The sequence below is a fragment of the Saccharopolyspora rectivirgula DSM 43747 genome (genome assembly GCF_000497205.1).
Taxonomy (GTDB): domain Bacteria; phylum Actinomycetota; class Actinomycetes; order Mycobacteriales; family Pseudonocardiaceae; genus Saccharopolyspora; species Saccharopolyspora rectivirgula.
Genome location: NZ_AYJW01000081.1, coordinates 1 through 14773, shown reverse-complemented (window position 1 = coordinate 14773; position 14773 = coordinate 1). Strand labels below are relative to the sequence as shown.

Below are 14773 nucleotides of genomic sequence, written 5' to 3'. Positions count from 1 at the left end.
CCGAACCCGGAAGCTAAGCTCCCCAGCGCCGATGGTACTGCACCCGGTGGGGTGTGGGAGAGTAGGACACCGCCGACACACCAACCCACGGTGGTGGGGGGTGGTACACCACCCCCCACCACTTTTGTGTAGGCTTCAGGCCAGTGGCAGTACAAGCTCCAGAGTGTTCAGGAGGCTCGGTGTCCGGTTCCGAAAACGGACGCGACGGATCTCGCCGGGGAGCCGGAGCCGACCGCAACAAATCAAATGGCCGCCCGAGCAAAGGGCGACAGTATTCCGACCGCAAAAATCGGTTCGGAGAAAACGACAAACGTCGTTCCGGTCAGCACGGGAAAAACCGTCGCAACGAATCTTCCGCTGAGCGCGGTGCGGGAAAACCCCAGGACCGCAAGGGTGATTTCCGCCGCGGACAGCGCTATGGTCGTGCTGGTGAAAAGAAGTTCTCCCCGCGCGGAGAATGGTCGCGGAAAGGTGAAAAACCGCCTTTCCGGAAGAAGAAGCACTCGGCGAAACCCGTTCCGGAAAATGCGGACAAGGCGGTGAAGAAAAACCGCGAGCCGCAGCTGCCGGATGGGATTTCGCCCAGTGAATTGGATGCGGAGATCTGGCGAGAACTCCGCCCACTTCCCAAGGGAGTCGCGGACAACGTTGCCGCGCACCTCGTCGCCGCAGGGCATTTGATCGACGAAGAGCCCCAGCGCGCTCTGGAGCACGCGCGGTACGCGCGCGAACGCGCCCCGCGCATCCCCTCCGTGCGGGAGGCGGTGGGGCTGGCCGCCTACCTCTCCGGTGAGTGGAGTGAAGCGCTTTCCGAACTGCGCGCTGCCCGCCGCTTGGCCGGCGGCCCAGGCCACCTGGCGCTGATGGCCGACTGCGAACGCGCCCTGGGACGTCCGGAGCGGGCGCTGGACATCAGTCGGAGTCAAGAAGCCACGCAGCTCTCCGAAGAGGAAGCGGTTGAACTGAAGATCGTCGCAGCTGGTGCCCGGCGTGATCTCGGTGAGCTCGAAGCCGCGGTGGTCAGCTTGCAGGGACCGGCGCTGGACGTGAAGCGCCAGGAACCGTGGAGCGCTCGCCTGTTCTACGCCTACGCGGACAACCTGCTGGCGGCCGGTCGGGTGCGGGAAGCGTTCACCTGGTTCCTGCACGCAGCGCACGCGGATGACGACGCCATGACCGATGCCGCGGAGCGGCTGGACGAGCTGACCGAACAGCTGGGCGGTCCGGAAGCGGTCGAGAGCCTGGTCTCGGAAGTGGAGCAGGCCGGGGCGGACTGACCGGTTCGATGAGCTTTCCAGCAAGAGCACCAGAAGGAGGCCTTCGAGCGCCGTGAGCTCCCCCCTCGTTGCCGGCCACGATGTCGTGCTGTTCGACCTCGACGGCACCCTCTACCGGGGAGGCGAGGCCGTTCCTTGGGCACGGGAAGCGCTCCGGCAGGTGCACGAACGCGGCACCAAGGTCAGGTACGTGACCAACAATGCTTCCAAGGCAAGTCACGTGGTCGCCGAGCACTTGACGGGTCTGGGGCTGCCTGCCGACGCCGCTGAGATCAGCACCAGTGCTCAAGCAGGTGCCGGCTTGTTGGCCGAGCGCCTACCGGCCGGCTCCCGGGTTCTGGTGGTCGGTTCGCCGGCCTTGGAAGCGGAAGTGCGTTCCGTCGGTCTCCTCCCGGTGCGCGAGTGCGCAGCGGATCCGGCGGCTGTCGTCCAGGGCCATTCCCCCGACACCGGTTGGCGCGATCTCGCCGAAGCCTGCTTGGCGATCCGCAACGGGGCGTTGTGGGTCGCTTGCAACGCTGACCGAACACTGCCCACCGAACGCGGACAGCTCCCCGGGAACGGAGCCATGGTCGAGGCGTTGCGAGCCGCGACCGGGCGGGAGCCGGTGGTCGCCGGCAAACCGCAGCGACCGCTGCTGGACCGGGCGGTGGCTTCGGCGAACGCCCGGACACCGCTGATGGTCGGGGACCGGTTGGACACCGACATCGCCGGGGCGGTGAACGCGGGCATGCCAGCCCTGATGGTGCTCACCGGGGTCAGCACGGCTTCGGACCTGCTGGCGGCTCCTCCGGAGCAGCGTCCCGATCACGTCGCCGCTGATCTGCGAGCGCTGCACGAACCGCGCGAGGCGTCCGCGATAGCGGAGCAGCCGGACTGGAAGGTGCGGGTCGGCTCGGACGCCCTGGAGCTGACTTGCCGTTCGGGCGAGCCGGAACCGGACCCGCTCGGAGCTCTGCGGGCGCTGTGCGCGGCGTGGTGGGAGGTCGGCGGTGGGCCGACACCGGTTCGCGGTGCCGATGTGCGGGCGGAGGAAGCCCTGCGCCGACTGGGACTGGGTTGACCACACCCGGTACCGGTGCGGTGTTGTGGTGCTGGCCGTCGGCTAGCGTGGACACGTCGTGGCGAGCGACGTGGTCGAGGAGCGGAACATGACTGAGCTGCCCGGTAACGGTGTTGTGCCGAATCCTGCGATGCTGGCGCGGCAGGTCAACTTCGAAGACGGGCAGGCTGCGGTGGACGCGATCGAGCAGGCGCTGCAGGACCTCGAGCAGCTTCGTGAACTGCCCGTTGCCGAGCACGTCGGTCGGTTCGAGGCGGTGCACGCCGCGCTGGCCGACGCGCTTGCCAAGGCGGACAACTTCCTGTCCCGAACGAGCACAAACAGGAGTTAGCAGGGTGCCACGCAAGGCGCGATTGGATGCTGAACTGGTCAGGCGGGGACTTGCCCGTTCTCGGGAGCACGCCAGCGAGTTGGTGGCGGCCGGGCGGGTGACGGTCCGGGGGATGGTGGCGCGCAAGCCCGCCACATCGGTTGAGCTGGATGCGCCTGTGGTGGTCGCGGAGGACACCGACGACCCCGGTTGGGCTTCCCGCGGCGCGTACAAGTTGGTCGGCGCCCTGGAAGCGTTCGAACCGCAGGGGTTGCAGGTGGAGGGCCGCCGGTGCTTGGACGCGGGTGCTTCCACCGGGGGGTTCACCGATGTTCTGCTGCGTCGTGGGGCGCGGGAAGTCGTGGCCGTCGACGTCGGTTACGGCCAGTTGGACTGGAAGCTGCGCACCGACGAACGCGTCCGGGTACATGATCGGACGAATGTCCGGTTCATCACGCCCGATGACATCGGCGGCGAGGTAGATTTGGCGGTAGCCGATCTTTCTTTCATCTCGTTGAAGCTGGTGCTGCCGGCTTTGGCGGCGTGCGCGGCGCCGGAGTCGGACTTGATTCCGATGGTCAAGCCGCAGTTCGAGGTCGGCAAGCACCGGATCGGCTCCGGCGGAGTGGTCCGGGATCCGGAACTGCGCGCCGAGGCGGTGCTGGATGTCGTCTCCTGCGCCGCTGAGCACGGGCTGGGGCTGCACGGTGCGGTTGCCAGTCCACTTCCCGGGCCTTCCGGGAACGTTGAGTACTTCCTCTGGCTGCGCCCGGGGGAAGCGGGAGTTGCCGATCCGGGGAGTTGCGTGTCAGAGGCGGTTCGCAACGGGCCGCAGACGCCGAACAGGAGCAAGCACCGGTAAGGGGAGTCGCGCTTGACCCGAGAGGTCTTGCTGGTGGTGCACACCGGCAGACAGCACAACCTGCGCACCGCGGAGAAGGTTGCGGCGCAGTTGATCGCTGCCGGGATGAAGGTCCGGGTGCTTGCGGAGGAAGCACCGGAACTCAGCCCGGATTCCTACAGCGAGGTGGTTGCTTTCGGTTCCCGCGCTGCGGCGGGGACCGAACTGGTTCTGGTGCTGGGCGGCGACGGGACTCTGCTGCGGGCTGCTGAACTGGCTCGGCTCAGCGATGTGCCGGTGTTCGGCGTGAACATGGGCCGGGTGGGGTTCCTCACCGGTGCGGAGGCGGACGCGCTGGAAGAGGCCGTGAGCGCGGTGGTGGAAGGCGACTACCACGTGGAAGAGCGGATGACCATCGACATCACGGCCACGTTGAACGGTCAGGTGCTCGCGCAGACCTGGGCGTTGAACGAGGCCAGTGTGGAGAAGAGCCTCCGGGAGCGGATCCTGGACGTCGTCATCGAGGTGGACGGCCAGCCGGTGTCGGCGTTCGGTTGCGACGGGGTGCTCTGCGCCACTCCGACCGGGTCCACCGCTTACGCCTTCTCCGCGGGCGGTCCGGTGATCTGGCCGGAGGTGCGGGCGCTGCTGGTTATTCCGAGCAACGCGCACGCGCTGTTCGCTCGACCGCTGGTGGTGTCGCAGGACTCGCTGGTCGCTCTCGAGATCGATCAAGGCGGTCATGACGCGGTGCTGTCCTGCGACGGGCAGCGGCACTTCGACCTGCCGGCCGGCGCCAGGGTGGAAGTCGTAGCGGGCCGCAGCCCGGTTCGCCTGGTCAGGCTGCAGGACACCTCGTTCACCAACCGCCTGGTGCGGAAGTTCGAACTCCCCGTCCAGGGGTGGCGAGGGCCGGTCAACAGGTAGTCGTTCCGAGGTGCTGGCGGACCCGGCTCACCGCACCCTGATCGCCCCGGCTGGCCTCGAGCGCGCTGGGGGAGCGCTAGGGTGCGTGATGTGTTGGCGGAGATGCGCATCCAGGGACTGGGCGTCATCGACGACGCCACGCTCGAACTGCACCCCGGCCTGACGGTCATCACGGGTGAGACCGGTGCCGGCAAGACCATGGTGGTGACCGGTCTGCACCTGCTCAGCGGTGGACGAGCGGACGCCTCGCGGGTTCGAGCCGGTGCCGAGCGCGCCGTGGTGGAAGGCCGGTTCATCACCTCAGCGGACTCCGGTGCGGCAGCTGTTGCTGCCGATGCTGGGGCCGAGTTGGACGAGGACGGCAGTTTGATCGCGCTCCGGACGGTCACTGCGGACGGCCGGTCCCGAGCTCATCTGGGCGGGCGTTCGGTGCCCAAGGCGGTGCTCGCTGAGCTGTCCGAGCACGTGCTGGCGGTGCACGGCCAGAACGATCAGCTCCGCTTGCTCCGCACCGCTGAGCAGCGCGCGGTGCTCGACCGGTTCGCCGGGGAGCCGGTGCTGTCGGTGTTGGAGAGCTACCAGCAGGTCCGCGAGGAGTGGGCGCGGACCGTTCGCGAGTTGACCGAACGCCAGGAACGTTCCCGCGAGCTGGCCCGCGAAGCGGATTTGCTGCGGCACGGGCTCGAGGAGATCGAGTCGGTGGCGCCGGAGTCAGGTGAGGACGTCGAGCTGGTGGAGCGGGCCAGGAGGCTCGCCGATGCGGACCAGCTGCGGGAACTGGCCGGTGCTGTCCACCAGGCGTTGGTCGGGGATGCGGAGGAGGCGACCGGTTCGCCGGGTGCGCTCGGACTGATCGGCGAGGCGCAGCGGCGGTTGTCCACCGCTGAGGACGCGGCGTTGCGGGAGCTGGAGCCCCGGGTGGCGGAAGCTGCGGCGCTGGTCGGGGACGTGGGTGCGGAACTCGCCGCCTATTTGGAACGACTGGACGCGGATCCGGACGAGCTGGCCCGCGTGTTGGCCCGGCAGGCCGAGCTCAAGCAGTTGACCCGGAAGTACGCCGCCGACATCGATGGCGTGCTGGCTTGGGCGGAGGAGGCCAGGGAGCGGTTGGTCCGGTTGGACACCTCCGAGGAGGCGTTGACCGCACTGGCGCAGCAGCGGGACGAATTGGCCGGCAAGCTGGCCGAGCACGCCCGGGAGTTGACGGCGGCCAGGCGGGAGGCGGCCAAGCGGCTCTCGTCAGCGGTCACCGAGGAACTCGCCGGGTTGGCGATGCCGCAGGCGCGGCTGGAAGTGGTCGTGCAGGGCAGGCGGACGGAGCGCAACGACCCGTTCGCGTTGCCGGTCGGCGGAGAAGTCCTGCACGCGGGGCCGGACGGGACTGATGAGGTCGAACTGCAGTTGATCGCTCATTCCGGGGCGCCGGCGCTGCCGATCCACAAAGGAGCATCGGGTGGGGAGCTCTCCAGGGTGATGCTGGCCCTGGAAGTCGTCCTGGCCGATGCCGACACCGTGCCGACTTTGGTGTTCGACGAGGTGGACGCCGGTGTGGGGGGTCGGGCCGCGGTGGAGATCGGCCGGCGGTTGGCTCGACTGGCTCGCACGCACCAGGTCGTGGTGGTCACGCACCTGCCGCAGGTGGCGGCGTACGCCGATCGGCATCTCGTCGTGGACAAGGGCGCTGGTGCGGGTGGTTTGACCCGCAGTGATGTGCGGCGGGTCGCCGACGAGGAACGGGTGGTCGAGCTCGCTCGGATGTTGGCCGGTCTCGAGTCGACGCAGACCGGTCGGGCGCATGCCGAGGAGCTGCTGGCCACGGCCACCGAGTACAAGCAGGAGCAGCTGGAAAAGCGGAAAGGAAAATCGGGGAAAAAGGAGAGCAAGGATCCTAACGGGTAGTTGGGAAATTCGCTTGTCCAACTCCCGCTAGGGGGCAAAACTCTGGCTCGGACGTGGTATTGCTTTCGGCGTGGCGAGGCATTGGTGCTGCCGAATTTGTCACCATCGGCGCATGAACATCACCGGTCTCCTCGCCCGTAAGCAGCAAAGCCAGCCAGGGATTGTGGGCACTGCTCGGGTGCAGCGGGATTGGGGCGATTTCCAGCGCCGGCTGTGCTGCCGGGACATCGCGGTGATCAACCAACCGGATTTGAGCAGGCGCACTGCTGAACTGCTGGTGGCGACTGGCGTGCAGGCAGTGGTGAACGCTGCTGAGTCGATTTCCGGGCGGTACCCGGTGTCGGGCCCCGATGTGCTCTTGGCAGCCGGTGTGACGCTGGTGGACGGGGTGGGGGAACGGGTGCTGCGCGAGGTGCGGGACGGCACCCGCATCCGGCTGCACGAGGGCCGGGTTCACGTGGGCGAGCAGGTGATCGCCAGCGGGGTGGAGCAGACCCGGGAAACCATTGCGGAATTGCGGGCGGCGGCCAAAGCCCAGGTGGTCGCGCAGTTCGAGACGTTCTGCGCGGACACCGTGGAATTCTTCCGCGTCGAACGCCAGCTGTTGTTGGACGGCGACGGCGTTCCCGAGCTGTCCACCCCGATGGCGGGCAGGCACGTGCTGGTGGTCGCTCCGGGCCCGGGGCGGATCGCGGAATTGCGGCGGTTGAAGGAGTACATCCGCGAGCACCGCCCGGTTCTGGTGGGGGTGCAGGGCGGCGCGGAGCTGTTGTGCACGGCCGGTTACCGGCCGGACGTGGTCGTGGCGGACCCGGACCGGGTCTCCGCCGGAGTTCTCACGTGCGGGGCCGAGATCGTCGTTCCGGCCCAGTTGGACGGCTACGCACCTGGTTTGCGGCGGACGCGGCAGCTCGGCGTCGGGGCCGTGACTTTTCCGGCGATCAGCAACCCGGAGGACATGGCGCTGCTGTTGGCCGAGCAGGCCGGGGCGAAGTTGGTGGTCACGGTCGGCTTCCCGGACAACTTGACCGACGTGCTCAGCTGCGGCAGGGAGCGGTCGTACCCGTCGACGGTCCTGACCCGGTTGCGACTGGGGGGCAGGGCGGTGGACGCGGCGGCTGTGGTGCAACTGCAGCGCAACTCGCCGCCCGCGGTGCTGGTGCTGCTGGTGGTGTTCGCGGTGCTGGTGGTGTCCGCTGCGGTCGTGGTGGTCGGTGCCGGACCGGCCCTGCTGCATCCGTTGGCCTGGTTCGGGGATTCGGCAGCCGCGTACTTCGATGGCCTGCTGGGGCAGTGACCAGCACCGGGCTGCCAACAAGGGGCGGGGCGGAGAAATTCCCGCGCCGCGTGTGACAGTTTTAAAAATTTGTTCGCCGGGTCTCGGTGCGTGCCTCGACGCGAGTGCGATAGGCTGGAATCCCGTGGGAGCGACGGTTTCAGCCGTCCTGCCAGCGCAGAATCTCAGCCAGGCGACGGCTTGACCACGGGGAGCTTTGTTGGTGCCGCAAGCACGCACGATCAAGCATGTGTTCGTTACCGGGGGCGTTGCCTCTTCGTTGGGCAAGGGGCTGACGGCTTCGAGCTTGGGGGAGCTGCTGACCGCCCGCGGATTGCGGGTGACGATGCAGAAGCTGGATCCCTACTTGAACGTCGATCCCGGGACGATGAACCCGTTCCAGCACGGAGAGGTCTTCGTGACCGAGGACGGGGCGGAGACCGACCTGGACATCGGTCACTACGAGCGGTTCCTCGACCGCGATCTGACGCGCAACGCCAACGTCACCACCGGGCAGATCTACTCCGCGGTGATCGCCAAGGAGCGGCGCGGCGAGTACCTCGGTGACACGGTGCAGGTGATCCCGCACATCACTGACGAGATCAAGGCCCGGATCCGGGCGATGGCCGAGCCGGACGAGCACGGTCGGGTTCCCGACGTGGTGATTACCGAGGTCGGTGGCACCATCGGTGATATCGAGTCGTTGCCCTTCCTGGAAGCTTGTCGGCAGGTCCGGCACGACGTCGGCCGGGACAACTGCTTCTTCCTGCACGTCTCGCTCGTTCCTTACCTGGCGCCGTCGGGAGAGCTGAAGACGAAGCCCACCCAGCACTCGGTCGCCGCTCTGCGGAACATCGGCATCCAGCCGGATGCTCTGGTGTGCCGGGCGGACCGGGACCTCTCCGAGGAGCTCAAGCGCAAGATCGCGCTGATGTGCGACGTCGATGTGGATGGTGTGGTCGCCTGCCCGGACGCGCCTTCCATCTACGACATCCCGAAGGTGCTGCACCAGGAGGGACTGGACGCTTACCTGGTGCGCCGTCTCGGACTGCCGTTCCGGGACGTCGACTGGTCGGTGTGGGGCGACTTGCTGGAGCGGGTGCACAACCCGTCCGAGCACGTCCGGGTAGCGCTGGTCGGCAAGTACGTGGATCTCCCGGACGCCTACCTGTCGGTCACCGAGGCGCTGCGGGCCGGTGGTTTCGCCCACCGGGCCAAAGTGGAGATCTCCTGGATCCCTTCCGATGCTTGCGAAACCGAGTCCGGAGCTGCCCAAGCTCTGTCCGGTGTGGATGGTGTGCTGATCCCGGGCGGTTTCGGCGTGCGGGGCATCGACGGCAAGCTCGGTGCCATCAAGTACGCGCGGGAGAACGGTATTCCGCTGCTGGGGTTGTGCCTCGGCCTGCAGTGCATGGTGATCGAGGCGGCGCGGAACCTGGCGGGCCTGGAGCAGGCCAACTCCACGGAGTTCGAGGACGACTGCCAGCACCCGGTGATCTCCACCATGGCGGACCAGCACGACGTGGTGTCGGGAGAGCGGGACATGGGCGGCACCATGCGGCTCGGTTCGTACCCGGCCAAGCTGGAGCCCGGCACGGTCGTGGCGGAGGCGTACGGCGCGACCGAGGTCGCAGAGCGGCATCGGCACCGGTACGAGGTCAACAACGAGTACCGGGACCGGCTCAGCAAGGCCGGCTTGGTGTTCTCCGGCACTTCTCCGGACGGCCGGCTGGTGGAGTTCGTGGAGCTGCCGCGGGAGCAGCACCCCTTCTTCGTCGGTAGCCAGGCCCACCCGGAGCTGAAGAGCCGTCCGACCCGGCCGCACCCGCTGTTCGCCGCTTTCGTCAAGGCGGCCCTGGACTACCGGGCGGCGGAGCGGCTGCCGGTGGACATTTCGGAGAACGTGGAGCAGACAACAGCGGGTGTGTGAGCGGACGACCCTCTAGGGTGGTCGCCGTGAGCATTCCGGAGACCCCTGCGGCGCCCGGCGGGGCGGTGGCCCGCACCGCCGGGCAGCACGAGTTCACCACTGTTTCGAGCGAAGACGTCTACGTCGGCAAGATCCTCGCGCTGCGGGCCGACGAGGTTCGGATGCCCGGAGGCGCGCACGCGCGCCGGGAAGTGGTCGAGCACCACGGCGCGGTGGCGGTGGTCGCGCTCGACGAGCAGGACCAGGTGGTTCTGATCCACCAGTACCGGTACCCGCTCGGTCGGAGGTTGTGGGAGCTGCCGGCCGGCCTGCTCGACGTGTCCGGTGAGGAGCCGCTGCGGACCGCGCAGCGGGAACTCGCCGAGGAGGCGGGCCTGGCTGCTCGTGACTGGTCGGTGCTGGTGGACGTTGCCACTTCTCCCGGGTTCACCGACGAGAGCGTCCGGGTTTTCCTGGCGACCGGATTGACCGACGTGCCGCGCCCGGAGCCCGTCGGTGACGAGGAGGCGGACTTGGTGATCCGCCGGTTCCCCTTGGGCGAAGCGGTGCAGATGGTGTTGTCCGGGGAAGTCGTCAACGCCCCGGCGGTGGCCGGCCTGCTGGCCGCCCAGCAGGTGCGGTCCGGGCGGGCCAAGCCCCGGCCGGTGGACGCGCCCTGGGTGGATCGACCTTCCCGCTTCGAGTCGCGCGGTGCGTCGTGACGAGTTTTGCCGGGCTGCCGGCCGGGCTGCGCGAGGTGATCTCGAGCTACCTCGACCACCTCGCGGTGGAGCGGGGCACAGCTCGCAGCACCTTGGATTCCTACGCCCGCGATCTGCGGCGCTACGGGGGGTTCCTGGCCGATGCCGGGGTGTCGTCGCTCGGCGAGGTGGGGCGTCAGCACGTCGTGGACTTCCTGAGCTCGCTGCGCTCGGGGACGGCTGAGCAAGCGGCGCTCGCCGATTCCTCCGCCGCCCGAGCGCTGGTCGCGGTCCGGGGACTGCACCGCTTCGCGCAGGCCGAGGGTTTGCTGGAGCACGACGTGGCCCGTGAGATCGCGCCGCCGTCGCTGCCGAAACGGCTGCCGAAGGCGCTGTCGGTCGCGGAGGTGGAGCGCCTGCTGGAGCACGCCGGTGGGGAGGGGCCCCGCGGGTTGCGGGACCGGGCGCTGCTGGAGTTGCTGTACTCCACCGGTGCTCGGATTTCCGAGGCGGTCGGTCTGGACGTGGACGACATCGACAGCGCGGAACGCACCGTCCTGCTGAACGGGAAGGGCGGCAAGCAGCGGATCGTCCCGGTGGGCCGGCCGGCGTTGCAGGCGTTGAACGCGTACCTGGTGCGGGCGCGCCCGGCTTTGGCCGGGCGCGGCCAGGGCAGCGCTGCGGTGTTCCTCAACTCCCGGGGTGGGCGGCTCTCCCGGCAGAGCGCGTGGAACGCGCTGAAGGTCGCCGCGGAGCGGGCCGGTATTGGTTCGGTGGTTTCGCCGCACGTGCTCCGCCACTCGTTCGCCACGCACCTGTTGGAGGGCGGCGCGGATGTGCGGGTGGTGCAGGAGCTGCTCGGGCACGCCTCGGTGACCACCACGCAGGTGTACACGATGGTTACCGTGAACACCTTGCGGGAGGTTTACGCGACAAGCCATCCGCGTGCCCTTGCCGCGGAGTAAATTCGGCTACGGTCGCGGACGGGTACATCAACTTGTGCCCGTCCGGGTGCGCGGAGAGAAGTGGGACACGCTTTTCCGACACCCCGGCGAGGCGCGTTGCCGCTGGTCGTGAATGCCGCTTAGGCTGCGCATGATCGGCACAGGCACCAGAAGGAGATCAGATCGCCATGTCGTTACCGCAGCCCTCCGCCGAGAGGCGGCCCCGGGGCGCGGTCGACCTGAGCATCGCCCCGGAAACGACGGATGCCGAGGCGGGCGTTGGCCTGAACTCGGATCCGAACGGCCTGGGTCCCACTGGTCGGCCACGTCGACACATCCCCGAACCGCCGTTGCTGGACCACCACGGGCCGGCGTCCGTGCTGGCCATGTGCAACCAGAAGGGCGGCGTGGGGAAGACCACTTCGACGATCAACCTCGGCGCGGCCTTAGCGGAGTACGGGCGCCGGGTGCTGTTGGTGGACTTCGATCCGCAGGGAGCGCTGTCGGTCGGTCTCGGGGTGCAGCCGCATCAGCTCGACCAGACGATTTACAACGTCATCATGGAACGCTCGGTGCAGGTCGAAGACGTGGTGATGAAGACCAGCGTTGAGGGCATGGACTTGTTGCCGAGCAACATCGACCTGTCCGCTGCCGAGGTGCAACTGGTTGCGGAGGTCGGTCGGGAGCAGACGTTGCGCCGCGCGCTGGAACCGGTGCTGCCCGACTACGACTACGTGCTCGTCGACTGCCAGCCTTCCCTGGGGTTGCTCACGGTGAACGCGCTGGCAGCCGCGGACGGGGTGATCATTCCCCTGGAGTGCGAGTTCTTCAGCTTGCGCGGAGTCGCACTGCTGATCGATACGATTGAGAAGGTTCGGGAACGGCTCAACCCGAAGCTCGAGATCAGCGGGATACTGGCGACGATGTTCGATCCGCGGACGTTGCACTCCCGAGAGGTCATGGCACGGGTGGTGGAAGCGTTCGGTGACATCGTGTTCGACAGCGTGATCAACCGGACGGTGCGGTTCCCGGAGACCACGGTCGCCGGGGAACCGATCACCCGGTGGGCGCCGAAGTCGGCTGGTGCCCAGGCCTACCGGGCGCTGGCTCGGGAGGTAATCGCCCGGTGACGACCAGCTCCCCGCCGCGGGCGGGGACGTTGCCGTGATACTGGTCAGTGTGCCGAGGGGAGCCAGCTCGTTCTCGGCCTGGCCTGCCTGCCGATCGAGAAGTGAAGTTGCGGTGTGCGGAACCGACACAGTGAAGTCGCCCCAGGGGGCGGTGAAGAGCTCAGCTCGGAGCGCGATGCGCGGTCTCGTCGCTCCCTCCGGGGCGGTGCCAGCTCGGCTGAACAGGGGGCAGGCCCGGTGACCGACTCCGCGGCTGCCGAGCAGCAGTCGACGTCGCAGCAGGACGCGGGGCAGTCGAAGTTCACCGTGCGGCTGGACAACTTCGAGGGTCCCTTCGACCTGCTGCTGCAGTTGATCTCGCAGCACCAGCTGGACGTCACCGAGGTGGCTTTGCACAAGGTCACCGACGAGTTCATCGCCTACACCAAGGCGTTGGGGGAGCGCTGGGACCTCGACGAGGCCACCGAGTTCCTGGTGGTCGCCGCGACCCTGCTCGACTTGAAGGCGGCCCGGCTGCTGCCGGCCGCGGAAGTCGAGGACGAGGAGGACCTGGCGCTGCTGGAGGCCCGGGACCTGCTGTTCGCCCGGCTGCTGCAGTACCGGGCGTACAAGCAGGTGGCCGAGCTGTTCGGGGAGCTGGAGGCCAACGCGCTGCGCCGCTACCCGCGAGCGGTGTCGTTGGAGGAGCGCTACCAGAACTTGTTGCCGAAACCGGTGCTCGGGGTCACTCCCGAGCAGTTCGCGGAGATCGCGGCCGCGGTGTTCCGGCCGAAACCGCCGCCCACCGTTTCGTTGGAGCACTTGCACCAGCACCGGGTGTCGGTGCGGGAGCACGCGGCCCTGCTCCGGGTCCGACTGGCCCACAAGATCACCGCCACTTTCACCGAGCTGGTGTCCGACTGCGGGCACACGGTCGAGATCGTGGCCCGGTTCCTGGCGCTGCTGGAGCTCTACCGGGAGCAGGTGATCCTGTTCGAGCAGGAGGAGCCGTTGGGCTCGCTCACCGTGCGGTGGGTCGGCGGCAGCGTGGAGCAGGCCCAGGCGCAGGCCGATGCGCAGTTGGCGAGGCAAGACGAAGAGGAGTACGGGTGAGCGAAGAACCGGAGCTGACCGCGCAGGCCGGAGAGGACGGTCCTGCTGCTCGCCGGAACAGCGGTGAAGCAGAGGTGGCCCCGGAACTGCCCGAGCTGGAATCGGACGAGGAGCTCGCGGCTGCTCTGGAGGCCTTGCTGCTGGTGGTGGACGTGCCCGCCGGTGAGGAGTTGTTGGCCGAGACCTTGCAGCAGCCCGTGCCCCGCGTCCGGCAGGCTCTGGAGCGGCTGTCGGCGCAGTACGCCGAGGCGGAGCGCGGTATCGATCTGCGGCGGGTGGGTGACGGCTGGCGGTTCTACACCAGGGAGAAGTTCGCCCCGTACGTGGAGCGGTACCTGCTGGACGGGCAGCGGACCAAACTGACCAGAGCAGCGTTGGAGACGCTGGCGGTGATCGCCTACCGCCAGCCGGTGACCCGCGCCCGGGTGGCTGCGGTACGGGGTGTCAACGTGGATGGCGTTATCCGTACCCTGGTAGGGCGCGGCCTGATTGAAGAGGCTGGAACTGATCCGGAGACGGGCGGCATCCTGTACTGCACGACCGAGTTGTTCCTGGAGCGGCTCGGACTGTCGTCGCTGAAGGATTTGCCGCCGCTCGCCCCATTGTTGCCCGAAGTGGATTCGATTGATGACGTCTGAGGAAAAATCCCAATCCAAGCCCGCCGAAGGTGTTCGGCTGCAGAAGGTGCTGTCGCAGGCCGGGGTGGCCTCGCGGCGCGCGGCCGAAGAGATGATCGTCCAAGGGCGTATCGCGGTCAACGGTGAGGTGGTCAGGCAGCTGGGCCGCCGGGTGGACCCGGACACCGCAATCATTCACGTCGACGGTGAACGGGTGATGGTCAACAACAAGTTGACGCACCTGATGCTGAACAAACCGCGCGGCATCCTGTGCACGATGTCCGATGACCGCGGGCGTCCGTGCATCGGTGACTACCTGAGGAAGCGGGACGGGAAGCTGTTCCACGTCGGCAGGCTGGACGCCGACACCGAGGGATTGCTGCTGATCACCAACGACGGGGAGCTCGCGCACCGCTTGATGCACCCGTCCTACCGGGTGCTCAAGACCTACATGGCCGAGGTGCTGGGGCCGATCCCGAAGAACCTGGGCCGCCAGTTGCGGGACGGCGTGGAGCTGTCCGACGGCCTGGTCAAGGTCGACAGGTTCAAGCTCGTCGACGTCCACGAGGGCCGGGCGCTGGTGGAACTCGTGTTGCACGAGGGGCGCAAGCGGATCGTGCGCCGGTTGATGAAGCAGGTGGGCCATCCGGTGCAGCGCCTGGTGCGCACCGCGATCGGGGACGTGCGGCTGACCAACGAACGGCCGGGGGCGATCCGACCGCTCAACCGGAAGGAGATCGGGTCGCTGTACCGGGCTGACGGGCTCTTTGCAGGGAAGATGAGTGGC

The 14773-nt window shown here is 68.0% G+C and carries 14 protein-coding genes and 1 rRNA gene; all 15 read left to right on the top strand.

Annotation, left to right across the window (positions count from 1 at the left end; translation table 11 throughout):
* Positions 1-78: ribosomal RNA gene (gene rrf, locus SREC43747_RS22345) — 5S ribosomal RNA — on the top strand; the annotation flags it as partial.
* A gap of 461 nt (positions 79-539) precedes the next feature.
* Complete coding sequence (locus tag SREC43747_RS19940; protein ID WP_201768724.1) at positions 540-1277, top strand: tetratricopeptide repeat protein; 738 nt, start codon at positions 540-542, stop codon at positions 1275-1277.
* Positions 1278-1329: 52 nt separating this feature from the next.
* Positions 1330-2340, top strand: a complete 1011-nt coding sequence (locus SREC43747_RS0117245) for an HAD-IIA family hydrolase (protein ID WP_029722587.1) — start codon at positions 1330-1332, stop codon at positions 2338-2340.
* A gap of 88 nt (positions 2341-2428) precedes the next feature.
* Positions 2429-2671 carry a hypothetical protein gene (locus SREC43747_RS0117240; protein WP_236623254.1) on the top strand — a complete coding sequence of 81 codons (243 nt, stop codon included), beginning with the start codon at positions 2429-2431 and terminating at the stop codon, positions 2669-2671.
* A 4-nt stretch (positions 2672-2675) separates the two neighbouring features.
* Entirely contained in the window at positions 2676-3512 is an 837-nt protein-coding gene (locus SREC43747_RS0117235) for a TlyA family RNA methyltransferase (RefSeq protein WP_029722585.1), read from the top strand.
* Positions 3513-3524: 12 nt separating this feature from the next.
* Entirely contained in the window at positions 3525-4418 is an 894-nt protein-coding gene (locus tag SREC43747_RS0117230) for an NAD kinase (RefSeq protein ID WP_029722583.1), read from the top strand.
* A 90-nt stretch (positions 4419-4508) separates the two neighbouring features.
* Positions 4509-6317: a DNA repair protein RecN gene (gene recN, locus SREC43747_RS0117225; protein ID WP_029722582.1), complete on the top strand. Its 1809-nt coding sequence runs from the start codon at positions 4509-4511 to the stop codon at positions 6315-6317.
* A gap of 112 nt (positions 6318-6429) precedes the next feature.
* On the top strand, positions 6430-7614 hold the full coding sequence (gene steA / locus SREC43747_RS0117220; protein ID WP_029722581.1) for a putative cytokinetic ring protein SteA: 1185 nt from the start codon (positions 6430-6432) through the stop codon (positions 7612-7614).
* Positions 7615-7816: 202 nt separating this feature from the next.
* A complete protein-coding gene (pyrG, locus tag SREC43747_RS0117215) occupies positions 7817-9523 on the top strand; it encodes a CTP synthase (RefSeq protein WP_029722580.1) in 1707 nt (568 codons plus the stop codon).
* Between the two features lie 26 nt (positions 9524-9549).
* Positions 9550-10224, top strand: a complete 675-nt coding sequence (locus tag SREC43747_RS0117210; RefSeq protein WP_408005187.1) for an NUDIX domain-containing protein — start codon at positions 9550-9552, stop codon at positions 10222-10224.
* Entirely contained in the window at positions 10221-11168 is a 948-nt protein-coding gene (xerD, locus tag SREC43747_RS0117205; protein ID WP_037332432.1) for a site-specific tyrosine recombinase XerD, read from the top strand. Before SREC43747_RS0117210 ends, xerD begins: the two co-directional genes overlap by 4 nt.
* Before the next feature lie 167 nt (positions 11169-11335).
* Positions 11336-12277 (top strand): ParA family protein, encoded by a 942-nt coding sequence (locus SREC43747_RS0117200; protein WP_029722577.1) that lies wholly within the window; start codon positions 11336-11338, stop codon positions 12275-12277.
* Between the two features lie 237 nt (positions 12278-12514).
* On the top strand, positions 12515-13369 hold the full coding sequence (locus SREC43747_RS0117195; protein ID WP_029722576.1) for a segregation and condensation protein A: 855 nt from the start codon (positions 12515-12517) through the stop codon (positions 13367-13369).
* Positions 13366-14007, top strand: a complete 642-nt coding sequence (gene scpB, locus SREC43747_RS0117190; protein WP_029722575.1) for an SMC-Scp complex subunit ScpB — start codon at positions 13366-13368, stop codon at positions 14005-14007. Before SREC43747_RS0117195 ends, scpB begins: the two co-directional genes overlap by 4 nt.
* Positions 13997-14773, top strand: a 777-nt coding sequence (locus tag SREC43747_RS0117185; RefSeq protein WP_152528455.1) for a pseudouridine synthase, incomplete at its 3' end; no start/stop codon positions are given. The genes scpB and SREC43747_RS0117185, both read left to right, overlap by 11 nt.